Origin of the sequence: Limosilactobacillus ingluviei str. Autruche 4 (genome assembly GCF_000312405.1) — a bacterium.
Lineage (GTDB): Bacteria > Bacillota > Bacilli > Lactobacillales > Lactobacillaceae > Limosilactobacillus > Limosilactobacillus ingluviei.
Genome location: NZ_HE997173.1, coordinates 582,303 through 608,401 on the forward strand (window position 1 = coordinate 582,303; position 26,099 = coordinate 608,401).

Here is a 26,099-nt window from a genome sequence, read left to right on the forward strand (position 1 = left end):
ATTCCTCCATCATTTCTTCATTACAGCTTCAACATTGTCATGAATATACCAAATCTTTAAAGCGCTTACAACAATGAGCGCTAAATTTATTAATCATTAAGATAGATGCATATTTAATTAGGGGCTAAGCTTGGGGCCCCGAGTTCAGAATTACGGAGACTAAAGCTAGACCATTGGCATAAAAACGAAAAAGGAAGCCGAAAAAGTGCAACTTTCCCGCCTTCCTTTACCAACTTCAGTCCGACACTTGTTACTTAGCGGCGTAAATCATTAAGGGAACCAATTCCCAAGCGATCCATTAACGGGGGCAGGTCAACCGCAATATGACCGCAAATGTTGAGGTCCTTAAAGTGCCCGGCCCCAATGGCTACGGCGTCGGCGCCCGCCATCATAAACTCAATTACGTCGGCAGCCGTTTCAATGCCACCCATGCCAATAATTGGCAGCTTGGTCGCTTGTGCAACTTGATAAACCATCCGCACCGCTAACGGCTTAATCGCTGGCCCTGAAAAACCTCCCATGCCGTTGCCCAAAACGGGTTTGCGGGTTTGAATATCAAGATGCAAGCCTAAGACCGTATTGATCAGACTCAAGCCATCCGCCCCACCCGCTTCGGCAGCTTGGGCGATTTCAACAATCGAAGTCACGTTCGGAGTTAACTTTACATAGGCCGGCACTTGCCCACTGACTTGCTTAACCGTTTGGGTCACCAATTCTACTTGGTGGGGATCAACGCCAAACGCCATTCCCCCAGTTGCCACGTTTGGACAAGAGACGTTGATTTCCAGTGCATCAACCAAACCCGTTTGTGCCAAGCGCCGGGCTACCATCCGGTAATCGGCCACCGTATCACCGCCAACGCTGGCAATTAATGGCAGGTAGGGATGGGCCTTTTTAAAGGCCGGAATTTTTTGCGTGGCGACGGCTTCCACCCCCGGATTGGTCAACCCCACCGAATTCATCACCCCGTCAACCAGTTTGGCCACCTGCGGCTGGGGATTGCCAGTCGTGGCCGTCGGTGTTGTGGTCTTCATTACGAAGGCCCCCAACTGATTAAAGTTGACTTGTTCAGCCCCAAAAGCATCCCCAAACCCAAAGGTCCCCGACGCGGGCATCAACGGATTACGTAACGACAAACCCGGCAAATTGACTGCTAAGCGTTCCACAATTGGGCCTCCTTTGCTTGGTACACGACCTCACCGGCCACCATCGTCAATAAATTTTTCCCTTGCAAGGGCCACCCGGTAAAGGGCGTATTGAGCCCCTTGGAATAGTAATCATGCTCCGTAAAGGTTACCAGCTGGTGCAAATCAAAAATCGCTAGATCAGCAGGTTGCCCCGGGGCCAAGCGCCCGGCACCCGTCAATCCAAAGCTTTGCGCCGGCTTCAGCGTCAACCAAGTCAACAACTGAGTTAACGTCACTTTGCCGGTTAAGACCAGGTGGGTATACAGTAACGGGAAGGCCGTCTCAAGACCCGTAATCCCGTTGGCGGCCGTGACAAAATCGGGGCCCTTGTCCGCTAAGGTGTGCGGCGCATGGTCCGTGGCAATCATATCAATCGTGCCATCCAACAAGCCCGCTAGCAAGGCGGCCCGGTCGGCTTGCCCCCGCAGGGGAGGATTCATCTTGTAATTGGTATTTTCCGCTTCAATCTCATCATCACAAAGCACGAGGTGGTGCGGACTGACTTCAGCCGTGACGTGCACTCCCGCCGCCTTGGCTTGACGAATCAGCGCTACGCTTTCCTTCGTAGAAACGTGGCAAACGTGATAATGGACCCCGGTCGCCTGAGCAAGGACCAGGTCGCGGGCCAATTGGGCTGATTCAGCGACCCCGGGAATTCCGGGAATGCCCAAGGTGGCGGCGCGCTGACCGGCATTAATGGCCCCGCCAAACAACAGCGAATCATCTTCCACGTGGGCGGCAAGGGGCAAACCCGCGGCTTGGGCAGCTTGCATCGCTTGGTACATCGTGCCAGCGGTTTGTACACCAGAGCCATCATTGGTTACGGCAAAGGCCCCGGCTGCTTTGACCCCGGCCATATCAACCAACTGATCGCCGGTCCGCCCCGTTGTAATCGTCGCATACTGAGCCACGTGGACCTTGGCTTGGGCTTGGTTCGCCTGGATTTGCGTGGCCACGCGCGCCGGGGTATCCGGGGCGGGAACCACATTGGGCATTGCCCCAACCGTCGTAAAACCACCGTGGGCGGCCGCCAGCGTACCAGTAGCGATCGTTTCCTTTTGGCTTTCGCCTGGTTCGCGTAAATGCACGTGCACATCGACTAAACCGGGTGTTACTAATTTTCCTTGGGCATCAATTACCACCTCTGCTGCTGGCAAGTTCGTCCCCAGTGCTTGGATTTTGCCCTCCTCAATTAACAACTCTGCGGGTTGCAACTCCCCCGCCAAAAAGACGGTTCCGTTGATAATTTTCGTTGCCATTAGGCCAGGCCCCCTAACTTCCGCCCCCGCAAGACGGCTTCCAGCATTGCCATGCGCATGAAGACCCCATTGGTCATTTGTTCAACAAAGGCCGATTGCGGGGCTTCCACCAGCTCACTGGCCAATTCGACCCCCCGGTTGATCGGGCCCGGGTGCATAATAATGGCTGACTTCTTCATTGCTTGGTAGCGGGCTTGATTAATCCCAAATTGTTGGTGGTATTGAGCGGCGTCAAAGCTGGCTTCATTTGCATCCCCAGCATGCCGTTCATGTTGAACCCGCAACAGCATCAACACATCAACTTGGCCAATCAATTCGTCAACTGGCAAGTACGTCCCGTATTGATCAAAGGCGTGGTCATACCAGTATTCTGGCCCCGAGAAAAAGACTTCGGCCCCCAGTTTATTTAAAATTTCCATGTTGGATTTGGCGACCCGGGAATTGGTAATATCGCCAACAATCGCCACCTTCAACCCAGTGAAATGGCCAAAGTGTTCATGGATCGTCATAATATCCAACATGCATTGGGATGGGTGTTGACCACTGCCGTCACCCCCGTTAATTACCCCAATGGACAGGTGTTCATCGGCTTGCGGGTTAATCAAGGCTTGGTAATACTCATTTTCACTGGCCCGAATAACCGTTAAATCCACGCCTAAAGCGTCCATGGTCAGGCAGGTATCATACAGGGTTTCGCCTTTTTTAATCGATGAATGGCTGGCATCAAAGGGAATCTCCGTCAGGCCCAGCTTTTTTTCGGCCATGGCAAAACTGGTATGGGTCCGGGTTGAATTTTCAAAGAACATGTTCGTCACGTAAACAGGTTCACGCAATTCGGGAGCGGGGGTGCCCGCCTTAAATTCTTCCGCCCGCTTGATCAGCGCCAAGGTTTGATCCACCGTGAGGTTTTCAACGGAAACAAAGTGGGGTAAACGAACTATCGTCATCTTTTTCCTCCTTTACCGGTTCACCGGCATTCACCCGGAGGCCCCATGTTGGCCACGTGCGGCTTTCATCGGGCTCTCACGGGAGCGCGTTAATGAAATCCACCAAGTCCATTAAGAAAACCCGCTTGCCCTGGACGGCAAGCGGGTAGTCGGAAGTTATTTTTAACGATCAGACTGCACCTTACTAGCCTCTCTGGACTAACTTAAAGGACTTTGATTGTCTATTATCATACGTGATCGCCGGAAAATGTCAAGAGCGGTGGGTTAATTTTTTGCTCGCTCATCAAAAACCAAGTGCAAAGCTTAAACCTAAACTACTCAGCCATAAAAAGCACTGGTGCCAAAATCCTTGGCATACCAGTTGCTAATTTTCTTACTCAATTTCCAACCGGGCCCCCATCATCTCACTCAAACGAGTGGACCGGTTTAAATGCAAGGCTGCATACGGAAACAGCGCTTCTAACCGGGTGGCTTGTCGGCGTTGCCCCTGCATGGCGGCCGTTAACAGGCGGCCACTAAATTTTTGCAGAGCTAACCGGACCCACACGGCCGCTAAGTCCAAACCAGTGACCTGGCTCAAAAAGACCAGCATCCAAGGCGCTGGTTGGTGAATCGGCTGGATCGCCAATTGGCCATCAATCAATTGGCCTTCCACTTGATAAAGGCCTGGAGCAAGCTCGGGACTGACCGCCGCTTCTCCCGCTTGAGCCAGCGTCTGACCTAAGCCGGCCGGCAAATCCGGGGCAAACTCGGTTTTTATCCCGGCTGGGGTCAATAGCAACCGGGTAATCCCCAGCGGATAAGTGTAGTGACCATCAAAAAAGACGTTATATTGGTAACGCACTTCGTGGGCCACCGGGGCAGTCAAGCTCGCAGGCGGTAACGCCAAGGCCCGGGTTGTCCCCGCCTTGACCAAGGGAAGTTCCGCAGTAAACGGACAGGCCAAACTAACCAAGTAATCCGGCCGTTCTAGGGCCATAATTGCTGCTACCCGTTCATAGTCGCGGGGTTCCAGGTAGCATTTCGTCGCCACCGCACGGTTGAGTAAAGCACTGTTCGGATTATCCTCAACCACGACGACTGCATAGCCCTGGCGCTTAAATTCCGCGGCCACCCGCGTCAACAGGTAGTCATTGGCCACTCCATTGCCTAAGGTCCGGGGGCCCGCCCCTAACAGCAGCACCCGGGGCTTAGCGACCGGTTGGCTTTCATTTTCCATTTCAAAGGTGGCATAATACGTCCCCGGATGTTGCGCCAACTCACCGGCCGACGGATCAACTTCCTTAAAGGTGCGGTGAATTTGCCACTCTTGGCGCAAAGCACGCAGCTCAGTCACTGAGCACTGCCACAGTTGACCGATTAAGCGATCTGAAAAGCCCCAATACTTAGCTGCCGTCAAGGCCGCCCGATCCTTGGGGGCTTGCAAAAGCCGGTTTTCTAATTCAACCAAGCGTTTAAATTGGTCCAAGTAGTACTGGTCCAGCTTGGTCAATTCACTCAATTCGCTGGTTGAATAGCCACGGCGAATCGCTTCAAACACGGGTAGGAGACGGTTGGGCCGCGGATGGATCAAAAGTTGATCCAATTCTTCATCCCCCAGGTCGGCCAAAGCGTAAAAATCCGGGTGCAATTCACCCAAGGCTTTGAGGAGGGCCTCAAGTAAACTGCGACCCAAGCCTAGCACGCTCCCAACTGATTGCTTTTCCGTTGTTAATTCTTTATTTTGGACCCCCAGTTGATCGTTGGCAAAGACTGGCAAGCGAATCGCCGTCCGATCTAAGACCGGTTCCATCGCCGCAGTATGCTTGGCCAAGCCATGGTCCAAGCGAATATCACGTAATAATTTGCCGGCCACCAAATGCCCATAAACCCGGGCAACCGGATAACCCGTCGCTTGCTCCACAAAGGTCGCCAACCGGTCAAAATACGGGCTGTTTTTAATCACGTAAAACTGCCCCGTAAGTTGATTGAGGGCAAATTGAACATGATTAATCCCCACCACGCGCAACTTCCTGGTAATTTTAAAGGCCACATCCCGCATATCTTGAATTTGGCGATCCAGTAACGTTTGCGTGGGCAAGACCGCCACTGAATCCCCCGCGTGAATCCCAATCGGATCTAGATCTTCGACCATTGCCAATTGCATCATCATCCCCGATTGGTCGCGCGCCACCACCACCTCGATTTCCTTCAAACCCGCTAAGCTTTGTTGAACCATCGCTTGGTGGCTAGGTGAGTGTTGGATCGCAGTACTGACCGCTAATTGGAGCTCATGATAATCGTGGACAATCCGTCGCAAACTCCCGGCTTGCGGAACAACCGACCGCACCACGACCGGAAACCCAATCTCATCAACCAAATCACGGGCATCAGCATAAGTTGTGACCGGGGCAATTTTTTTCGTGGTCGCCCCAATCTGTTTGAGCGTCTGATTTAAGACCGACGGATTGTTCACCTGCCGAATCGTGGCGACCGGCATTCCCATAATTTTAACGCCATACTTGTTTAAAATCCCACTGGTAGCTAAGCGTTCCGTTACTTGTAAAGCGGCCCGGCCGCCCAAAGTTGGCAACAAAGCCGCTGGCTGAAGCTGTTCAATTGCCCGGGTTAAATTCGCTACCGTTGGCGCAGCTACACTATAATGGTCAATTACCGCCGGCAATTCTGGCGCGACATTGAAGGGATTATTGTCAATCAAGTGGGTCTGATAACCACTTTTTTTTAGGGCCTGGGCCACCTTGACCAAAGCGGCATTTAGCTCCCCTTCGTGCTGAAGGTTATCGGCCCCCGCCCCAATAATTAAAACTACTGGTTCCGCCGTCACAGGTGTTCCTCCTTCATCATTTCCATAAATTCATCAAACAAGGCATTCGTTTCATCCGGGCCCGGCGCCCCGTCCGGGAAGAATTGCACGGAAAAGGCCGGATATTGCCGGTGGCGCAAGCCTTGGACTGAATTGTCCAGTAAGTCAACATACGTGACGTACAGGGCCTGCCGATCAACACTATCGCGTTCAACTAAAAAGCCTTCCGCTTGACTAGCGTAGACAATTTGATCCGTAATAATTTCTTTAATCGGGTGATTTTGGCCGTGGTGTTCAACCGGCAAGCGGCGAATTTTGGCGCCGTTGGCCAACGCAAATAATTCATGGCCCAAGCCAATGCCAAAGAGGGGCACCCGCTTTTGTACCGTCTGAATCATCGTCAAGACACTGCTACGGACGTTTTGGGGATTTCCCGGCCCACTTGACAGGACCACCCCATCAGGGTCCAAGCGCAAAATTTCTTCCGCGCTGGCGGAAAAAGGCAACACTGTCACGTTACACTTCCGGCGGGACAGCTCCCGTAAAATCCCGTTTTTCAGACCAAAGTCGATGACCACCACGGTCTGACCGACATCAGGATTCGGGAAGGGCTTGGGAGTTGCCACCTGGGCAACTTGTTGGTTAGTCAAAACGGTGGCGTGCAGTTGGTCAAAGGCATGGTCATCCGCTACGGGCACAATACTGCCCCGCAAGGGCCGCCCGGCCGCATTCAAGCGGTGAATCAAAGCCCGCGTATCAATATTAGTAACGCCCGGAATATTCATTTGCAGAAGGTACTGATCTAAACTGACCTGCCGGGGGCCCTGGCGGTTAAACGCCGCTAAATCACGCACGACCACCCCCTTAATCGGGGGCGTAATCGTTTCATAGATATTCCGATGCAGGGGCAAATTCCCGACATTTGGCTGAGCAAAGACCACAATTTGGTTAAAATAAACGGGATTGGTAATAATTTCTTGGTATCCCGCCATCGCAGTATTAAAGACGACCTCACCAAAAGTTACCGCCGGGGCCCCGAAGCCCTCGCCGCTAAAGACCGTGCCATCCTCTAAGATTAAATAGCGTTCTGCCACAATTCTCACCCCAACTCTGCATATTCAAGTTTTATTCTAACACAATGCTAATCTTGCTTGGGGGCCGTTTTTCGCAACTTCTCAATCATGGCCTGAAAGGCGGCTGGCAAGGGCGCTGTAACCGTAACACGCCGTCCTTGCTTCGGGTGCTGAAAGCCTAACAAGCGGGCATGAAGGTATTGCCCTGCCCCCGGTAACGTTTTGCGGGGGCCGTAAAGTGGATCCCCGGCCAAGGGATGATTAATGTATTTCATATGAACCCGAATTTGGTGGGTCCGGCCCGTTTCCAATCGACACGCTACCAAGGTATAGGCCGCAAACCGTTCCAACACCCGAAAATGGGTAACGGCCGCGCGGCCATCAGCCACCACCGCCTGTTTTTTCCGGTCCTTGGGTGAGCGGGCCAAGGGGGCATTAATTGTTCCCTGCTGTTCTTGGATTACCCCGTGGACTAAGGCCACGTATTCCCGCGTCGTTGTCTTGGCCTTGAGTTGGGCCGCCAAAGACTGGTGCGCAACGTCATTTTTGGCGACCATCAACAGCCCCGAAGTATCCTTATCAATCCGGTGGACAATCCCCGGCCGAAATTCGCCATTAATTGTCGATAATGGACTATGGTATAACAAGCCATTCACCAGGGTATGATTGGGATGGCCGGCGGCTGGGTGGACGACCATCCCCTGGGGTTTATTGACCACCAAGACGTCTTCATCTTCGTAAACGATCTCCAGGGGCATTTTTTCCGGCGCCAGGTCAATCGTCTGCGGCGCCGGTTCATCCACCTGGATCACGTCGCCAACTTTAACCTTAAATTTCGCCTTGACCGCTTGCCCATTCACTAAAACCTGACCGTCATCAATCCATTTTTGTAATTGAGAACGCGAAACCGTTGGCAACAACTGGGCCAATTGTTTGTCCAAGCGGCCACTCTGGCCTGGGGCCACCGTAATTGTCGTTTGTAAGGTCATTTATTCTTCATCCTTCTCTGTTAATACCAAATAAATCATTAACCCGACGCCAAGGGTCAGGCAGATATCAGCCACGTTGAAAACGGGAAAATTGATAAATTGTAGCTCAAACATATCAACAACATAGCCGTGTGCCAGCCGGTCAATCAAGTTCCCCACGGCGCCCGCCAAAATCAAGGTGAGACTCAAGCGTAACCACCCCTGTTGCCAATAACGCCACAGCAAATACCCCAAGAGCACCACGGCCACTAGGGTCAAACCAATAAAGAAAACCTGTTGACCGGCTAAAATTGACCAGGCCGCGCCGTCATTATGCAGGTTGGTCAAGGCCACCACCCCCGGGATGATCGTTTTGACCCGGCCTAAGGGCAGCCAAGTCTGCGTAGCCCATTTGACCAGTTGATCACTCCCAACTAAGCCGATCAATAAAAGCAATTGTCTCAGCCACACCATGATTATGCCTCCTGAGCGGCCCGCAAAAAGGCTTTTAGGGAAGCAAGGGAGCGGCGCGAAAAGGAGAATGTCATTACTTCACCGTGAACCGTAATCGTCATCGTATGGTTAGTAAACACCGGTTGCCGGATATCCTTAATGGGAATCGTCATAAATTGCCCCTGCAAAACCCGCGAAAAGACCAGTTTGGTCGGGGTAACCACCAGCGTCCGCCGAAAAATCGACAGGCCCGCAATGATCAAGAAGACGCCAATAAAGGTTGCCGTCACCCACTGAAAATAGGTATATTCAAAGGCAATAATAATGCCGACCACCAGAATCAGCAAGACCCAGCACCAATTAATAATGGCGGTCGTCATATCCGGTTGATAAAAATATTGTTTTCGTTCTTCTTCCATGTTAGACTCCTGTAAATTATTCTTTTATTAGTGGTGATGAAACATGATTAAACTTTATACCGATGCGGCAACCAAGGGCAATCCAGGGCCAACCGGACTGGGGGCCCTAGTCGTTGCGCACCAGCAGCAATTCCAATTGCACCAAAGCGCCGGGGTATTGTCAAACCACGCCGGTGAATTTGCGGCAGCCCAATTTGGCTTTGCTTATTTATTGGACCACTTTGCGCCCACGGAAGCCGTCTATTTCTATACTGACAGTCGCTTATTGGCCGACGCCTTACAAAAAAACTACGCCAAACATTTTGCCCCGGAACTGGCCGCCTTACAAAGGCAAATGGCGCAATTCAACCTGGTGATTTCCCAATGGATTCCAGAAAAGCAAAATCACGGCGCCCATCATCTCGCAACCCAAGCCCTCCATGAAGCCCTAGCCGTTCACTAATCATGTCAAGAAAAGTATACCAAAAAGGCGGAAGCGACTAAAGCGATCTTTAGTCCTTCCGCCTTTTTCTTACCAAATTTTAGGGTTCCTTAGTCCACAACCTTAAAACGGTCGTCATCGGCCATAAATTCCTTGTCGCCAGCTGGGGCTTCAATCGAGCCAAATGGCATTTCTGCCCGCAGCTTCCAGGAAGCCGGAACGTCAAATTCAGCCGCAATTGCTTCATCAATCAGCGGGTTGTAGTGTTGGAGACTTGCCCCCAGCCCGTTTTCCGCTAAAGCCGTCCAAACCGCAAAGTTCGTATTCCCCATTGCTTGTTCTGACCAGTCGTAGAAGTTGTCAGCGTAAGCTGGGAATTGCTTTTCCAAATTGTGAACCACGTCCATGTCAGTAAAGTAAAGGACCGTCCCGTATGCGGCCTTAAAACTGTCAATCTTAGCGGAAGTTTGGGCAAAGGCATCGTCATCTTTAACGACCTTTCGCAAACTTTCGCGAACGATTTCCCAAACCTTGTCGTGCGCTTGCCCAAAGGCAATCACGGCCCGGGTGGATTGGGAGTTGAAGGCCGTTGGGGCCAACTTAACAGCTTCCTTGATCAAGTCAGCCAATTCCGCGTTTGAGAAATCAACCTGCTTGCCCAAAGCATAGATCGTGCGGCGTTGCTTGGCTAAGTTTAAAAATTCCTGCTTCATAAGTAATTTGCTCCTTTTTGCTAGTCATTTGTTTTGATGGTTTTATTATAGCTTACTAATAGTTAGTGTTCAAGTAGAAAAGTAACTTTTTTTATTACAACTTTTGCAAAGCAAGTAAAAAGTGGTGCCCGCTAAGCGATTGCTTAACTGACACCACTTCCGTACGGCCACCGCAAATCCCCTCGCGGCAGCTGGTTTTTTATTTTGTTAATACCATTAAAAGTCACCAAACAGGTCCAATTGATTGGAATCTGGCAGATCGTCTAAGACGTGGTTAGCCGTCATGAACTCAATTAAGGTCTTAGAAACCTTCCCCCGCTCTGCCAAGTCTTCCTTGGACAAGAAGGGCCGTTCTTCGCGCGCCGCAACAATCTGCTTGGCCACGTTCAGCCCCAACCCCGGGATCGCCCGGAACGGAGCAATCAGGGTGTTGCCGTCAATCAACCAATCGCTGGCGTCGGAACGTTCCAAGTCGACCATTTTGAATTCAAAGCCGCGTTCCAGCATTTCGTTGGCCAATTCGAGGATCGTCATCAGGTTCTTTTCCTTGGCCGAGGCCTCGTTGCCCTTGTCGTTGATTTCCTTAATCGCGGCTTTGACGGCGTTTTTGCCGTGGGCCATGGCAACGACATCGAAATCGTCGGCCCGGACCGAGAAGAAGGCCGCGTAGTAGGTCAGCGGGAAATAAACCTTAAAGTAAGCAATCCGCAACGCCATTAAGACATAGGCCGCGGCGTGGGCCCGCGGGAACATGTACTTAATCTTTAAACATGAATCCAAGTACCATTGGGGCACGCCGACTTCTAACATCTTGGATTGCCACTCATCAGGAATCCCCCGCCCTTTACGCACGTGTTCCATCACTTGGAACGAGGTTTCCGAATCTAACCCGTAGTGAATCAAGTCGGTCATGATGTTGTCCCGGCACCCAATCACGTTGGCAATTGTCGCCGTGCCTTGCTTAATCAGCTCTTGGGCGTTATCCAACCACACCCCGGTCCCGTGGGAAAGCCCCGAAATTTGCAACAATTGGGAATAATTCTTCGGGTGGGTATCTTCTAACATTCCCCGTACAAAGCGGGTCCCGAATTCAGGCAGGCCCAGGGTCCCGGTCTTCGAATTGATCTGTTCTTCGGTTACCCCAAGGGCTTCGGGACTGGAGAACAGACTCATCACCCCTTCATCATCCATTGGTATCGTCGTTGGGTCAATCCCCGACAAATCTTGTAACGCCCGAATCATCGTTGGGTCATCATGCCCCAAAATGTCCATTTTCAAAAGGTTATCGTGAATGGAGTGGAAATCAAAGTGGGTCGTTTCCCACGCCGCCGTTTGGTCATCAGCCGGGTATTGAATCGGGGTAAAGTCATAAATTTCCTTGTCATCAGGGACGATAATAATCCCGGCTGGGTGTTGCCCCGTTGTCCGTTTGACCCCGGTTGCGCCTTTGGCCAACCGGTCCTCTTCCGCCCCGCGGAACTGCTGATCAGTATCGCGTTCATAAGCTTTAACGTACCCATAGGCCGTTTTATCGGCGACCGTCCCGATCGTCCCGGCCCGGAAAACGTTTTTCTCCCCAAACAAGACCTTCATGTAGTTGTGGGCGATTGGTTGGTAGTCCCCAGAGAAATTCAAGTCAATATCCGGGACCTTGTTACCCTTAAACCCTAAGAACGTTTGGAAGGGAATATCGTGACCATCCTTGACCATCAACGTGCCACACTCGGGACACGGCTTATCTGGCAAGTCAAAGCCTGAACTGTATTCCCCCTTCGTGTAGAAGTGGCTGTACTGGCAGTTGGGGCAACGATAGTGCGGCGGCAACGGATTAACTTCCGTAATCCCCGACAATGTCGCCACCACACTGGAGCCCACCGAGCCCCGGGACCCCACTAAATAGCCATCCTTATTAGATTTAGCCACTAACCGTTGCGCGATCAAGTAGTGCACGGCAAACCCGTTCGAAACAATACTGTTCAATTCCAAGTTCACCCGGTCCTTGACCAGTTCCGGCAGTGGATCACCGTACCAAGCTTTGGCCGTGGCCCAGGTCCGATCCTGAATTTCTTGGTCCGCCCCCGCCATGTGCGGCGCATACAGCTTATCTTGGACCGGATGCAAGTCGCCAATTTGATCAGCAATCAAGTGGGTATTGGTAACCACGATTTGCTTGGCCACTTCCGGCCCCAAGAAGGCAAATTCCGCCAACATTTCGTCCGTCGTCCGGAAGTGCACGTCCGGCCGCTCAGTCTTATTTAAGAAGTTCGCGCCCCCCTGGGAGTTAATCAAAATCTTGCGGTAAATCTTATCCTCCGGATTTAAGTAGTGCACATCCCCGGTTGCCACCACGGGCTTGTTTACTTTTTCCCCCAACTTAACCATATTTTTAATGATTGATTCCAAATGGGCTTGGTCTTGGATCACCCCTTGCTCTAGCAAAGGCGCATAATTTGGCTTGGGTTGAACCTCAATAAAATCGTAAAAATCAACCAACCGCTTAGCTTCAGCGTAACCCTTTTGCATCATCGCGGTAAAGACTTCACCACTGGCACAGGCCGTTCCCAGCAGTAACCCTTCCCGGTAATGCGCCAAAACGCTCCGCGGAATCCGCGGGACCCGCGCAAAGTACTTAACGTTACTCAACGAAACCAACTTATACAGGTTCTTCATTCCCGCTTGGGTTTGGGCCAAAATCGTCACGTGGAAGGGCCGGGCATGCCGGTAAGCCCCATTGTCGGTCATATGTTGATTTAAATCATCAACGTATTTGATGGCATAACGTTGCTCAGCCTCTTTCAAGAACAAGTGCAGTAACTTCCCCGTTGCTTCCGAGTCAAAGTTGGCCAGGTGGTGGTGTTCCAAGGCAATTTTAAACTTTTTGCTCAGGGTATTTAACCGGTAACCGCGCAAATTAGGGTACAAGAAGCGCGCCAAGGGCAAAGTATCAATGACCGGTGCTTCAATCGGGGCCTTGCCATGACGTTCGTAACCTGCGTTCATAAAGCCCAAGTCAAAGGAAACATTGTGACCGGCAATAATTGCATCGGCACAAAAATCACGGAACAATTGGAAGACTTCTTCTTCCGACTTGGACCCGCGGACCATATCGTCCGTGATACTGGTTAATTCCGTGGTTTGTTGGGACAACGGGAAGCCCGGATCGATGAATTCGTCAAACCGGTCCAGTACTTCGCCATCTTTCATTTTTACCGCGGACAGCTGAATGACCTTGTCATAAACGGCTGACAGACCCGTGGTTTCTACGTCGAAAATCACGTAAGTTTGTCCTTGCAGAGGCTGGTGATTTTCGTTGTACACCAGTGGCACCCCATCGTCGACTACGTTGGCTTCGACCCCGTACAGCATTTTAATTTTGCCCGCGGCTTTAAAGGCTTCGGGAAAGGCCTGGACATCGGCATGATCCGTAATGGCCAGTGCCGGCATTCCCCACTTAACGGCTTGCTTGGCGTAGTCCGTAATGGAATTAGTAGCATCCATCTGGCTCATTGTCGAGTGAACGTGGAGTTCAATTCGTTTTTCATCCGCGGGCGCTTGATCCTGGCGGGCGGGGTGCGAAATTTGATTGATGTCATACGCATTCAGCGTCAGATCTTTCATGTAATTGTCCTCTTGGACTGACCCCCGAACCCGGATCCAATCGCCTTCATTTAAGCCTTCAAATTGCGCTTCTTCCTCTTGGTTGCGGGAGAATTTTTTAACCACGATCGACGAAGTGTAATCCGTGACTTCCAGCACCATCAGCTGGCGGCCAGAACGCAAGTCACGAATTTCCTTGGAAAAGACATACCCTTCCACGACCACACTGCGCTCTTCTTCCACAATCTCTTGCATCGCGATCACTTCAGCTTGCGGATTGATTGATTTGCCAATTACGACTGGTCCGTCTTGCGGCGCCGCAGCTTGGGCAGCAGCCTGCTTGGCTTGGTTGGCTTGCAGTTGCGCCAACGCTTTTTTCACCAGCGCAGCATCCTGAGCTTCTTGTTTTTGCTTTACTAAATCAATTTGGGCTTGGGATTTGGCTTCGTCAACCACACCGCGGAAAGTAAACGTCGGAAACCCAACCCGTTGGTAGGCCCTTGCTAACGGTCCAAAGAATTTGTTTTCCATGAAAACTTTAATCTGTTCGTTTTCCAGCGGTACTTGAACTTGCTGGCCCACCAACTGGGGTTCCGTCTGTTCAGCTAATTCAACCGCCATTCCAGCTTGGCCAAAGGTTTGTTGCACCAAGGGGCGCCAGTAGGCAACTAACAAGTCCTGCGTTAAGGGCACTTCATCAGCAGTAATTTGTAGGACCACTTGTGCTTGCGCCAATTGATAAAATGAAACCCGTAACGCTTGAAACAATCCCTGGTATACTTCCGCCGGCAAGAGGTGCGGAAAATGCAAGGTTAACTCCCAGACCCGCGATTGTTGGTGCACAATCACTGCCGCGACTTGCCCCTTCATCAGGGCCGGAGCGGAATAATTAATCTGTTCAAGTAATTTGGTAAATTTTTCTTGCGGACTTAATGCCACGTTGTTCCCTCCTTAAACGAAAAGAAAACGACGCCAACAAATCATTTGCGGCCGCCCACCGGCAGCTGCTGGATTTATCAGCGACGTTTCAACTGCAATTAAGCTTGTTGCAAGTTGTTTTGCAACAAAATTTGAATGGTATTGACTAATTCTTCAACCTTGACTTCGATGGTTTCACCAGTCTTGCGAATTTTAACTTCCACAATTCCTTCCGTGGCCTTCTTCCCAACCGTCACCCGAATTGGCAGACCAATCAAGTCGGAATCGGCAAACTTGACCCCCGGCCGTTCCTTGCGGTCATCCAATAAGACTTCCAAGTTGGCCGCTTCCAGTTGCGCCGTCACTTCATCCGCGACCCGCATTTGATCCGCATTCTTAGCGTTAATTGGAATCACATGGACGTCAAACGGGGCAATGCTGTCCGGCCAAACCAACCCGTTTTCATCGGCTTGTTGTTCAGCTACCGCCGACAGCAACCGCGTGATCCCGATCCCGTAGGACCCCATGATCACATCAACCAGGCGACCGTTTTGATCCAGAACTTGGGCGCCCATCTGCTTGGAGTAGTGCGTCCCCAGTTTAAAGATATGGCCAATTTCAATCCCCTTGGTAAACTTTAGTGGCAAACCATCCGGGGCAATTTCGCCTTCTTGGACCAAGCGGAAATCGCCAAATGCATCCACCCGGAAATCCCGGTCTAAATTGGCATTAATGTAGTGGTAGCCGTCGTCATTGGCACCACAGGCCATGTTTACCAAAACCTTGACGTATTCGTCAGCCAAGATCTTAACTTCTTGGCCCACTCCCACCGGTCCTAAAGAACCCGGGTGAGCCCCTAAGTATTGTTCGGTTTCTTCTTCAGTTGCAAGGGTTAATTCCAAACAATCCAGGGCATTCTTCAACTTCGTTTCGTTGACTTCATCGTTGCCCCGCATCAAGACCATCACTGGTTGAACCGTCTCATCAGCCATTTTGGCCATAAACAACATCGACTTCAGAATCTGACTGCTTGGCATCCCCAGGCTTTCACCAGCTTCATCCACTGAGTGTGCCCCGGGGGTGGCCACCTTCGTCAATTCGGCCGGGGTCCCTTCTTGTTGCACCCCGGTAAATTGACTCGTCGCCTTTTCAATGTTGGCCGCATAATCACCATCCGTATAAACGATGATATCTTCACCAACGGCCGCTGGCGCAGAAAATTCCTGTGAATTTTTGCCCCCCATGGTCCCGGAATCCGCCAAGATGACCTTGTAGTCCAAGCCAATCCGGTCAAAAATGTTGCGGTAAGCAACTGCTTGCTTATCGTAGGCGGCATCTAATCCCGCCTGGTCGGCTGAGAAGGAGTACCCGTCTAACATTTCGAATTCCTTCCCGCGCAACACTCCAAACCGCGGCCGGTCTTCATCCCGGTACTTATCTTGCATTTGGTATAAGACCAATGGCAACTTCTTGTACGATTTGATCGAATCCCGCATCAAGGCCGTAAACGTTTCTTCGTGGGTCGGGCCCATGATAAAGTCCCGGTCCCGCCGGTCCTTTAATTTGTATAAGTTGGCCCCATAGCTTTCGTAACGACCAGATTCTTTCCAAAGGTCCGCCGGTAAGAGGCCCGGCATCATCATTTCAACTGCACCGGCATTGGCCATTTCTTCGCGAATAATGTTTTCGATTTTGCGAATCACGCGGTAAGCCAGGGGCAAGTATGACCACACCCCCGCGGAAACCTGGTAAACATACCCCGCCCGCACCATCATCTGATGACTGAGCGCTTCTGCATCGCTTGGCGCTTCCTTTTTAGTTGGAATTAAAATTTGTGATTGTTTCATGCGTAAAGTACTCCTTTGTACCAATTAATTTTTAGTGAATGAAGTAGCGTTGAATATCGTTAAAAGTTACCAGGATCATCAACAACAACAGGAAGAAAAAGCCCGCCATTGAAACAATGGCCTCAGCTTTTTCGGGAATCGGCCGGCGAATGATTGCTTCAATGATATTGAGCAACAACTTTCCCCCATCAAGAGCGGGAATCGGTAATAAGTTTACAATCCCCAGGTTAATTGACAACAGGGCCAAGAAATTCAAGACCCCATTGAACCCCAAGGCCGTGGCTTGTGAAGTTCCTGCATAAATTGCCACGGGACCACCCAAATCGTTTAACGAAAAGCCATGGGTTACCATATGCCCGAGGATCGTAAAAATCAACGTTCCCGCAGCGATAAACTGGTGCCACCCGTAATTTAGCCGTGCGGCAATGGAGTGATCCAGTCGTTCGCTGATGCCAATTTGGCCAACCGTCTGCTTGCCTTGCTGAACCTTTTTAGGCGTTGCCGTAGTTGTTTTAAGCTTGCCTTGATGGCGATATTGCAAGGTCACCTTTTGCCCCGGATGGTTGGCAATTTGCGTTGCCAACGCCTCCCAGTCTTTCGTGGGGTGACCATTCACCGCGACAATCCGATCCCCGGCGACCAGACCCGCACGCGCTGCCGGCGAACCAGCCGCAACTTGCCCTAACTGGTTGCTGTTGGTGGGAATTCCGGCCAGGGTAAACCCGAGCACCACAAAGGCCACCAACGACAATAAAAAGTTATTAAAGGCCCCGGCAAAGTTGGTCATCATCCGCGCAGGCAAAGGCGCAGAATTTACCCAGGTGTCCCGCGGGGCGATTCGGACCGTGGTCCCCCCTTTTTCGACCAATTCGGCATCGTGATCAACCGCATAAGTTTGTTCAGTTGTTTCGTCACCGTTAACATAGCCTTTAATCGTTAAAGTATCCACCAAATCAAAGGCCGTCACTTGCAGCGGCAAACCGGTAAATAAGCCGGGCTGTTGGCTGGTATTAATCTTAACCACTTGACCGGCCTCGTTTAATTCCAAGGTCACCGGCATACCAACCCGCAAGTCTTCTTCATCTTCCTCACTGCCAGCCAGTCGTACGTATCCCCCTAAGGGTAAGCAACGAAGCGTATAGGTCGTGCCATTTACTTGGCGCCACCATAGCTTGGGCCCCATCCCAATTGCAAATTCACGCACCAAAATGCCGGCCCGCTTAGCAAAAAAGTAGTGACCAAATTCATGGACCAACACCAACAACCCAAAAACAATAATGAAGACGATAATTGTTAAAAGCAAAGTGTCACCCCTTTAGATAATCCCCAAAAGGTATAAAGCTGGCATGACTACCAACATGCTGTCAAAGCGATCCAAGATCCCCCCATGACCTGGCAAAATCTTGCCGGAATCCTTAACGCCATAGTAGCGCTTCAACGCCGATTCAATTAAATCACCCAACTGGCCAAACACTGACAAGACAACTGTCACCAGCAACATCAACCAGAAATTAAGGTGTCCGACGGGGAAGAAGTGCAAGTAAACCGCTAAAATAACGGTCGCAGCCACCGTCCCTAAAATGGAACCTTCCCAAGTCTTATTGGGACTTACCTTTGGCGCCAACTTGTGTTTACCAAACTGGCGGCCAAATAAATACGCCCCGGAATCAGTCAGCCACACGATCAGCATCCCATACAGCAAGGTCCAAAAGCCCGCGGCCCGGGCGGTAATAAAGGCATTAAAGCCCATCCCAATGTAGATAATGGCCAGGGTTAACACCCCTGCATCATCAAAACTAAAGCGGGTCTTATGAAAGACCGTGTGCAACAACAATAACATCAATAAAATGTAAACCGTCGTTAACCGGTTTAATTGGCTCGGCAAAAAGGCCAAGTAGCCAGCCGGCACAATCATCAAAATGACCGCCAAATACGACACAATCGCCGCAAACGAGGTCACAAAGATTTTTTTCATAATCAAGACTTCACTGACTGCGACTACCCCTAACACCATTGCCGCAAAGGTCAATGGCAAGTGGCCAATAATAATCAGTGGAATAAAGATTGCCAATGCAATCACCGCGGTTATTACCCGTGTCTTCATTCTTCAAATTCTCCCATCTACGTTATTTATTCACCAAACCCCCGAAACGGCGGTGACGGTGTTGAAATACTTCAATTGCGTGGCGTAAACTAGCGCCATCAAAATCCGGCCAGTGCTCGTCTAAAAAGACAAATTCACTGTAGGCAACCTGCCAAAGCATAAAATTGCTCAACCGCTCTTCACCGCTAGTGCGAATCAAAAGATCCGGTGCGGCCAGCTCACCCAACGGCGCCGTCATCAACGCTTGCTCAAAGTGCGCTTCGTCAATTGCCTCCGCTGCCAGGGCGCCTTGTTCAACCTGCCGGGCTAGCGCTTGGGCCGCCCGAACCAATTCGGCTCGTCCCCCATAATTCAAGGCAAAGTTTAAGACCATCCCCGTACAAGCCGCCGTTTGGGCCATGGCTTTTTTCACCACCGCCTGGGTAGGAGCAGGTAACGCGGCTAAGTCCCCCATGACCATTACCCGAACGTTATTTTCAATCAATTCCGGGACAAAGGTATCAAAGAACTTAATTGGTAATTGCATCAAAAAGTTGACTTCGCTACTGGGCCGCTTCCAATTTTCGGTTGAAAAAGCGTATAGCGTTAAGACCTTCACGCCTAACCGACTCGCCTCAATGGTAACTTTTTTTACCGTCTGCATTCCTTGTTGGTGGCCAGCAACCCGTGGCAAATGGCGAGCCTTGGCCCACCGCCCGTTTCCATCCATAATAATCGCAATGTGGGCGGGAATGTTTGCCAAATCGAGGGCCGGCTGATCAGCCACAGTTTCTTTTGGTTTGGAAAACACGATGTTCCTCCGTTCCTTCCCAAGTGGGAAATTTTGCAACACTTTTCATTTTAGCAGATTTAAGACGCCATAAAAAGAATTTTCATCGAGAAGACACGCAAAAAGCCAGCGCTGCTTGGGGCAACGCTGGCTCACTTGAATTTACAGTTGTAACGACCACCACTTTCCCGTAACTTGGGTTGGCTGCGCAAAGGCAATTTTCCCCCACGATTGATCGTTAAAGTAACGCAAGGTGACCACTTCGGCGCCGTGATTGACAAAAATTTCGGCCAGGGAATGATCCAAGAAAATTCTCAATTGCAAAGGTTGATGTGCCGGCACGGCCACCGACCGCGTCGTGCCATATTCGGGCGCCGGCACTTGCGCCGTTTGCCCCCGGTCAACTTCCAACTGGCCGTTTCGGGTATCAAAGTTTAGCCGCAAGCCATGCGTTAGGGTGTCATCAGCAGCTAAGTAAAGTGTGCCAGTTTGATCCGCCGCAATGGTCAGTTGTAATTCCAATTGCTGTCCCGCGGCCGTGGCAACCGTCGTCACCGAACCAGCAAAGCCATGCTCAGTTTGCCGTAAGGTCTTCATCGCTGCCACTGGCTGTTGATACAAATGCCCAGCGTGAAAATGTAATTCCTTGACTTGACTAAGGCAGTTGGCCCAATTTTCCTGATCGGTTGGGTAAGTCAGCTCTGGCAGCCCCACCCAAGAAATCAGGTAAGCCTTTCCATCTGGGGCATTAAAAGCCTGGCTGGCATAAACATCAAAACCAGCATCCAAATTGTTCAGGGCACTCGGGTGGCGTAATTGGGCCGTTTGGTAATCAAAGGCGGTGCCACTAACGTACATATTGGGATAGATATTTTGATAAGCGGCGACTTGTTTGGGCAGACCTTGGGGGCAAAAGATCATTACCGGAGTGCCATCAACCTCAACCAGGTTGGGGCATTCAACCATGTATCCCAACGCCGGCTCCCCTAGGTCAACGGGGCCAACTGCTTGCCAAGGTCCCACTGCCGCTGGGGCTTGGTAGAGCCAGATCGCCCCATGCTGATCGGACGCCGTTTGTGCCCCAATCAGCGCATAGTAAGTCGAACCAACTTGCAATAATTGCGGATCGCGGAAGTGTTCACTGACCGCGGCGGGCGGTTCAATCAATGGCTTGGCCAGTTTAGTGACCTGGCCTTTTTGATCCAACCACGCTCCCAGTTGATAGGGTTGCCGTTGCCAGGTAGCAGTGCGGTGGTTACCGGTATACATTAAAAACAAGCGGTCACCAACGGCCCTGGCCGAACCAGAATAAGCCCCGTGACTGTCAAACTTGGTATCGGGTTGCAAGGCTAAGCCGTGCTCATACCAATGGACCAAATCAGGCGACGTCAAACGCATCCAAGCCTTCAAGCCATGGGTGGCCCCAAACGGGAACGACTGGTAAAAAACATTCCATTCCCCGTTAAAGTAGGAAAAACCATTCGGATCGTTCAACAACCCTGAACGGGGGCGAATATGATAACGCAATTGGGCGGGCGAATCAGCTGCTTGCTGTTGCAGCGCCAACAGTGTTGCCGCCGAATAGGCAGTATATGGTTGATACCGTTTTGCGCGTGTCCATTCCATTTTCTTTCCTCACCTTCTCAAAAACTCCACCAAGCTAATCACCGTTATTGTGCCCGATCGCCCCCTTTTTGTCAATCGGTTAGTAATCACCTTGAGCAGACAAACCGCTTAGTAGAGCTGATTTGATGAACTAATTTTAAAATCTTATTGACTATCGGTTGACATTGACGGGATTTAGCGTATTATATAACTCGAATAAAGCGTTTTCAACCAAGCGTAACCTAAAGGAGGGTTCAGCTTATGAATCACAAACAAGTGGCCACCGACGTTATTAACGCCGTGGGTCGAGAAAACTTAGTGGCAGCTGCGCACTGCGCAACCCGCCTCCGCCTGGTTTTAAAGGATGATGAAAAAATCAATCAAGCGGCGCTTGACGCGAATGATGGTGTCAAGGGGACCTTTAAAACCAATGGCCAATACCAAATTATTATTGGCCCTGGTGATGTCAACAACGTTTACGATGAATTGATCAAGCAAACCGGCTTACAAGAAGTCTCAACTGACGACCTTAAGCAAATCGCCGCCAAGAACCAAAAGTTCAACCCGGTGATGGCCTTTATCAAGTTGTTATCAGATATCTTCGTGCCATTAATTCCGGCCCTGGTCGCGGGTGGTTTGTTAATGGCTTTAAACAACGTCCTGACCGCAACGGATCTCTTTGGCCCGAAGTCGGTCATTCAAATGTACCCGGCCCTCAAGGGACTGGAACAAATGGTGGCCGTCATGTCAGCGGCTCCATACGTCTTCTTGCCAATTCTCGTCGGAATTTCTGGGGCCAAACGGTTTGGAGCTAACCAATTCTTAGGGGCTGTAGTCGGAATGATGATGACTGCCCCGGCGCTCGCTAATGGTGGGACTTGGCATGCCTTTGGGTTAAGCATCGCCATTCAATCCTACACTGGCCAAGTAATCCCGGCTTTGGCAGCCGTTTACTTACTGTCAATCTTTGAAAAATGGTTACACAAAAAGTTGCCGGCCGCCGTTGACTTTACTTTTACCCCATTAATTTCCGTCCTTTTAACGGGGTTCTTGACCTTTATTGTGGTCGGACCAGTCATGAAGGAATTATCCGATTGGTTGACTAATGGGATCGTTTGGGTATACAGCACCTTGGGCTTTATCGGGACCGGGATTTTCGGGGCCGTCTACTCCCCGATCGTATTAACCGGGTTACACCAAAGCTTCCCGGCCATCGAAACCCAATTGATCACCGCCTTTAAGGATGGTCATGGTGCTGGTGACTTTATCTTTGTCGTTGCTTCCATGGCTAATGTCGCTCAAGGGGCCGCTACTACGGCCGTATACTTCTTGACCAAGGATCAAAAGATGAAGGGCTTATCCAGTTCGGCGGCCATTTCGGCCTTGCTGGGGATTACCGAACCGGCTTTGTTTGGGGTCAACTTAAAGCTCAAGTTCCCATTCTTCTGTGCCTTAATTGGTTCTTGCGTTGCGGCAACCTTAGCGGGACTCTTCCACGTCATTGCGGTTTCCATGGGTTCAGCTGGGTTCATTGGTTTTCTATCCATCGACGCCCACTCCATTCCCCTGTACTTACTGTGTGAAGTAGTCAGCTTTGCCATCGCCTTTGCCGTTACTTTCCTTTATGGTAAGACGCACCACCAGCTGGTTAACCCCGCACCGGCTGCGCCAGCGACTGCCCCTGCGGAACCTGTTACTGCCGCAGCTGCGCCAACTGCAACCACTGCCAGTGAAATTTTGAGTCCCGTTAGTGGAACGGTAGAAGCACTGAGTCAGGTTAACGATGCGGTCTTTTCACAAAAAATGATGGGCGACGGGGCAGCAGTGATCCCAACCGACGGGACCATCCATGCTCCCGTCACGGGAACCATCACCGTTGCCTACGAAACCAAGCATGCCTATGGGTTAACCGCCGACGATGGCACAGAAGTCTTAATCCACGTCGGTTTGGATACCGTAAACTTAAAGGGTCAACACTTTACGACCCAAGTTGCCCAAGGCCAACACGTGAAAGCGGGTGAGATCCTGGGGACCGCCGACTTAGCAGCCATCAAAGCCGCAGGTTATGATCCAACCGTAATGGTCGTCATCACCAACTCCAACCAATACCAAGCCATCGAACCCCTAACAAGCGGTACGGTGAACGCAGGTGATCAGTTGTTGGCGGCCCAAGCCTAAATAACTTAAAAGCGAACGAGAAGCAACTTGTCTTTCTCGTTCGCTTTTATTGTTGATTAGTTAATCATTGCGATACAATTGCGGCGTTGGCTGGGCTGCTAATTCCGGCGTTAGCGTTAGCGCCGTCATCCCCAATTGGGCGTAAGCTTGAAAGTAATAGGTGCAAGTCTCCGCCACGGCAATTGAACGGTAGACTGAAAACGTCGGTCGGTGCCCCTTGCTTTGCGGGACCGTAACCGTATCCAACAGGTGACTGGTCGTGGCGACGCCCATGGTCAGGTCCACCGGTTGATCTGCCAGCTCTTTCATATACGCGGCCCGCATAAAGCGCGCACTCGGCGAGTACGCCCCCGGCGGCGTCTTCTTGCCACTCAACTCCCCGGTCGTCACGTGGTAGGTATTTAAGGGGACGGTCCCCTGTTCAAAAGCGGGACTAAAAGTTACATAATCGTGCAAACGCCGAATTTGGGAATCAAAGTTGGGGTGATTGGTCAATACGCCCAGCGGATTCTCGCGTAAGCGTAACGGGGCTTGACTGGGTTCAATTACGACCATGCGCCCCGTCGCATCCATACCGCATAGTGTTGCTCCGCGTGCCCATATTTAACATCACTATTGGTATCACTCATCAATTCAATCTCAGACAAGTGGGCTTCAATTTCGGCAATCGAGGCAAACCGCCCCAACAAATACAGCGCTAACTCACGGGCTGCCAACTGCACTTTATCCGCATGGCGAGCTTCGGTTAATTGTCCACCATGATCAAACGTCAGCTTTTGGACCATCAGCCCCTTCTCATTGACCCCATCACTCACGTCAACCAACTTAGCATTAGCTAAACCGCCTCCCACCAAAGCATAACGGTTTTGGTAGGTACGATGGTCAAAAACGGTTTGCCATTGATACCCACGCGGCAAAAACAGGGGCCCGACCCGCAAAGTATCCCAATCCATCGTCCGTCCCAACAAATGATAACCATCCTGCGTGACAATTCCAATACTCGTACACATAATCTTACCCCCGCCACCAAAAACTAGTCGTCGTCGCTTTCAAGGTTAAGGTTGCTTGGAGCAACTGCCCCAATAAATCATACGGTACCGGCTGATCGAAGGGAATTTGAAAGGTTTTCTTCCCGTGCTTTAGGCTTTGCGCCTTAATTTGAGGCAGGAATTGATCAAAAATAACTTGTTCGGGTCCAACCGTAAAGTGGTGTTGAGCAGCAAAAAAACCGAGAATAAAAGTACCGTGGGCCGTGAACATCGGTTGATTCCACTTAATAACGCCGGTCAGTTGCGGATCTTGTTGGGCTACCCACTGTAATACAGCGGCAAATTGATCCCGGTGAGTCGGCGAATCAATTTGGGCGAGGTATTGGGCAAAAGTTGTCATTATTGTCGCTCCCATTAACTATTTTCTTTTTAATATACCGGTTTTACTCACCAACCACAAGCGAAGTGCCCCCCACCACCATAACGGTTTAAAAAAAGACTGGTGAGCATTGCTCCCAGCCTTTCTTTGGCCACGACTTAGTTGGCCATTAATTCTTTTTCTTTTTCGGCCGCGATGGCTTCCAGGTTCTTAATCCCTGCATCTGTTTCCTCTTGGACCTTCTTTTCCAAGTCATGGAACTCATCATCGTTAAAGTCGCCAGCCTTGTTCCCCTTCTTCAAAGCGTCCATTGCTTCGCGCCGGACATTGCGCACGGCAACTTTCGCCTTTTCGGTTTCCGCTTTCACGTCCTTGACCAATTCCTTACGCCGTTCTTCCGTCAGTTGCGGAATAATTAAGCGAATGGCAGTCCCATCGTTTTGCGGGGTTAACCCCAAGTTGGATTGGTAAATGGCCCGTTCGATTTCTTCCAATAAAGTCTTATCGTACGGCGTCACCAATAATTGCCGGGCTTCCGGAATTGAAATGGAGGCCACTTGGTTTAACGGCGTCATTGCCCCGTAATATTCGACTTGAACTGGGTTTAACAGGCTGGCGTTGGCCCGCCCAGCCCGAATATCTGCCAAGGTCCGCTTTAAAGCTTCCCCGGATTTCGTCATTTTATCTTTAGCTTCAACTAAAATTTCTTTTCCAGTCATCTTAATCCCCCTCAATCGTTGTGCCGATAGCTTCGCCCTTGACCACCTTCAAAATATTTCCTGGGGTATTCAAGTTAAAGACCACCAGCGGAATATCATTATCCATTGACAAAGAACTTGCCGTCGAATCCATGACGTGTAATTGCTTATTGATAATATCCATGTGGGTCAACCGGTCAAACTTAACCGCGGAAGCATCCTTATTCGGATCCGCTGAGTAAACCCCATCAACCCCATTTTTCGCCATTAAAATGGCATCTGCATTGATTTCAGCGGCCCGCAAAGCAGCTGTGGTATCCGTGGAGAAGTATGGACTACCCGTGCCACCAGCAAAGATAACTACCCGGCCTTTTTCAAAGTGACGAATGGCTTTGCGCCGAATATATGGTTCAGCAATTTGGCGCATTTCGATTGAAGTTTGGACCCGGGTCGGAACCCCTAAGGCTTCCAAGGCATCTTGTAAGGAGAGGGCGTTCATGATGGTGGCCAACATTCCAATGTAATCAGCTTGGGCCCGTTCCATGCCGAGCTTTTCGCCCGTCACACCGCGCCACATGTTGCCACCACCAACAACAATCCCGACTTGCACACCTAAGTCGTGAACTTCTTTTAATTCCTTGGCAACGGTCTTTAATTCGGGCGGATTAATCCCAAAGCCTTGGTCCCCAGCTAATGCTTCTCCGCTTAACTTCAGAATAATTCGTTGGTATTTGACTGCTTCTGTCATCTTCACCCTCCTGATTCTCATTTC

General features: G+C 50.8%; 22 protein-coding genes. 2 read left to right on the forward strand and 20 right to left on the reverse strand.

All coding sequences use genetic code 11. The annotated features are described in order from the left end of the window. Positions 1-254: 254 nt before the first annotated feature. The 8 genes from BN54_RS02835 to BN54_RS02870 form a co-directional block, all read right to left on the reverse strand. Entirely contained in the window at positions 255-1,166 is a 912-nt protein-coding gene (locus tag BN54_RS02835; RefSeq protein ID WP_019205629.1) for a dihydroorotate dehydrogenase, read from the reverse strand. Then, positions 1,154-2,446 carry a dihydroorotase gene (pyrC, locus tag BN54_RS02840; RefSeq protein ID WP_019205630.1) on the reverse strand — a complete coding sequence of 431 codons (1,293 nt, stop codon included), beginning with the start codon at positions 2,444-2,446 and terminating at the stop codon, positions 1,154-1,156. The genes BN54_RS02835 and pyrC overlap by 13 nt, the downstream gene beginning before the upstream one ends. Next, positions 2,446-3,393: an aspartate carbamoyltransferase catalytic subunit gene (locus tag BN54_RS02845; RefSeq protein WP_019205631.1), complete on the reverse strand. Its 948-nt coding sequence runs from the start codon at positions 3,391-3,393 to the stop codon at positions 2,446-2,448. The genes pyrC and BN54_RS02845 overlap by 1 nt, the downstream gene beginning before the upstream one ends. A 373-nt stretch (positions 3,394-3,766) precedes the next feature. Continuing rightward, on the reverse strand, positions 3,767-6,217 hold the full coding sequence (locus BN54_RS02850) for an ATP-binding protein (RefSeq protein WP_019205632.1): 2,451 nt from the start codon (positions 6,215-6,217) through the stop codon (positions 3,767-3,769). Further along, positions 6,214-7,290: a carbamoyl phosphate synthase small subunit gene (locus tag BN54_RS02855; protein ID WP_019205633.1), complete on the reverse strand. Its 1,077-nt coding sequence runs from the start codon at positions 7,288-7,290 to the stop codon at positions 6,214-6,216. The genes BN54_RS02850 and BN54_RS02855 overlap by 4 nt, the downstream gene beginning before the upstream one ends. 47 nt (positions 7,291-7,337) lie before the next feature. Continuing rightward, complete coding sequence (locus BN54_RS02860; protein ID WP_019205634.1) at positions 7,338-8,258, reverse strand: RluA family pseudouridine synthase; 921 nt, start codon at positions 8,256-8,258, stop codon at positions 7,338-7,340. Continuing rightward, on the reverse strand, positions 8,259-8,711 hold the full coding sequence (gene lspA / locus BN54_RS02865; RefSeq protein ID WP_019205635.1) for a signal peptidase II: 453 nt from the start codon (positions 8,709-8,711) through the stop codon (positions 8,259-8,261). A 2-nt stretch (positions 8,712-8,713) separates the two neighbouring features. Then, positions 8,714-9,109: an EbsA family protein gene (locus tag BN54_RS02870; protein WP_019205636.1), complete on the reverse strand. Its 396-nt coding sequence runs from the start codon at positions 9,107-9,109 to the stop codon at positions 8,714-8,716. Between the two features lie 43 nt (positions 9,110-9,152). Between BN54_RS02870 and BN54_RS02875 the strand changes: the two genes are divergently transcribed. Next, on the forward strand, positions 9,153-9,551 hold the full coding sequence (locus BN54_RS02875) for a ribonuclease HI family protein (RefSeq protein WP_019205637.1): 399 nt from the start codon (positions 9,153-9,155) through the stop codon (positions 9,549-9,551). 89 nt (positions 9,552-9,640) lie between these two features. On the opposite strand, the gene BN54_RS02880 is transcribed toward BN54_RS02875, so the two are convergent. The 7 genes from BN54_RS02880 to BN54_RS02910 form a co-directional block, all read right to left on the reverse strand. Continuing rightward, positions 9,641-10,243 carry a nitroreductase family protein gene (locus BN54_RS02880; protein ID WP_019205638.1) on the reverse strand — a complete coding sequence of 201 codons (603 nt, stop codon included), beginning with the start codon at positions 10,241-10,243 and terminating at the stop codon, positions 9,641-9,643. A 216-nt stretch (positions 10,244-10,459) separates the two neighbouring features. Further along, on the reverse strand, positions 10,460-14,779 hold the full coding sequence (locus BN54_RS02885; protein ID WP_019205639.1) for a PolC-type DNA polymerase III: 4,320 nt from the start codon (positions 14,777-14,779) through the stop codon (positions 10,460-10,462). 98 nt (positions 14,780-14,877) lie between these two features. Further along, on the reverse strand, positions 14,878-16,605 hold the full coding sequence (locus BN54_RS02890) for a proline--tRNA ligase (RefSeq protein ID WP_019205640.1): 1,728 nt from the start codon (positions 16,603-16,605) through the stop codon (positions 14,878-14,880). A gap of 31 nt (positions 16,606-16,636) precedes the next feature. Then, positions 16,637-17,908 carry an RIP metalloprotease RseP gene (rseP, locus tag BN54_RS02895; protein ID WP_019205641.1) on the reverse strand — a complete coding sequence of 424 codons (1,272 nt, stop codon included), beginning with the start codon at positions 17,906-17,908 and terminating at the stop codon, positions 16,637-16,639. Positions 17,909-17,920: 12 nt separating this feature from the next. Next, positions 17,921-18,709 (reverse strand): phosphatidate cytidylyltransferase, encoded by a 789-nt coding sequence (locus BN54_RS02900; protein WP_019205642.1) that lies wholly within the window; start codon positions 18,707-18,709, stop codon positions 17,921-17,923. Positions 18,710-18,731: 22 nt separating this feature from the next. Next, positions 18,732-19,499 carry an undecaprenyl pyrophosphate synthase gene (gene uppS, locus BN54_RS02905; RefSeq protein WP_019205643.1) on the reverse strand — a complete coding sequence of 256 codons (768 nt, stop codon included), beginning with the start codon at positions 19,497-19,499 and terminating at the stop codon, positions 18,732-18,734. A 141-nt stretch (positions 19,500-19,640) separates the two neighbouring features. After that, a complete protein-coding gene (locus BN54_RS02910; protein ID WP_019205644.1) occupies positions 19,641-21,104 on the reverse strand; it encodes a sucrose-6-phosphate hydrolase in 1,464 nt (487 codons plus the stop codon). A gap of 240 nt (positions 21,105-21,344) precedes the next feature. Between BN54_RS02910 and BN54_RS02915 the strand changes: the two genes are divergently transcribed. Further along, the gene (locus tag BN54_RS02915) at positions 21,345-23,261 is read left to right on the forward strand and encodes a sucrose-specific PTS transporter subunit IIBC (RefSeq protein WP_019205645.1); all 1,917 of its coding nucleotides are present in this window, start codon (positions 21,345-21,347) and stop codon (positions 23,259-23,261) included. Positions 23,262-23,321: 60 nt separating this feature from the next. Here the strand turns inward: BN54_RS02915 and BN54_RS10660 are convergent, their stop codons facing one another. The 5 genes from BN54_RS10660 to pyrH all read right to left on the reverse strand — a co-directional run bounded on the left by BN54_RS10660 (position 23,322) and on the right by pyrH (position 26,075). Further along, positions 23,322-23,816 (reverse strand): linear amide C-N hydrolase, encoded by a 495-nt coding sequence (locus tag BN54_RS10660; RefSeq protein WP_367587262.1) that lies wholly within the window; start codon positions 23,814-23,816, stop codon positions 23,322-23,324. Continuing rightward, positions 23,807-24,271 (reverse strand): linear amide C-N hydrolase, encoded by a 465-nt coding sequence (locus BN54_RS10665; RefSeq protein ID WP_367587263.1) that lies wholly within the window; start codon positions 24,269-24,271, stop codon positions 23,807-23,809. Before BN54_RS10665 ends, BN54_RS10660 begins: the two co-directional genes overlap by 10 nt. Positions 24,272-24,275: 4 nt before the next feature. Continuing rightward, complete coding sequence (locus BN54_RS02925) at positions 24,276-24,650, reverse strand: iron chaperone (protein WP_019205646.1); 375 nt, start codon at positions 24,648-24,650, stop codon at positions 24,276-24,278. A 137-nt stretch (positions 24,651-24,787) separates the two neighbouring features. Next, positions 24,788-25,348 (reverse strand): ribosome recycling factor, encoded by a 561-nt coding sequence (frr, locus tag BN54_RS02930; protein ID WP_019205647.1) that lies wholly within the window; start codon positions 25,346-25,348, stop codon positions 24,788-24,790. A gap of 1 nt (position 25,349) precedes the next feature. After that, positions 25,350-26,075, reverse strand: coding sequence for a UMP kinase (gene pyrH / locus BN54_RS02935; RefSeq protein WP_019205648.1), 726 nt, complete (start codon positions 26,073-26,075; stop codon positions 25,350-25,352). Between the last annotated feature and the right edge of the window lie 24 nt (positions 26,076-26,099).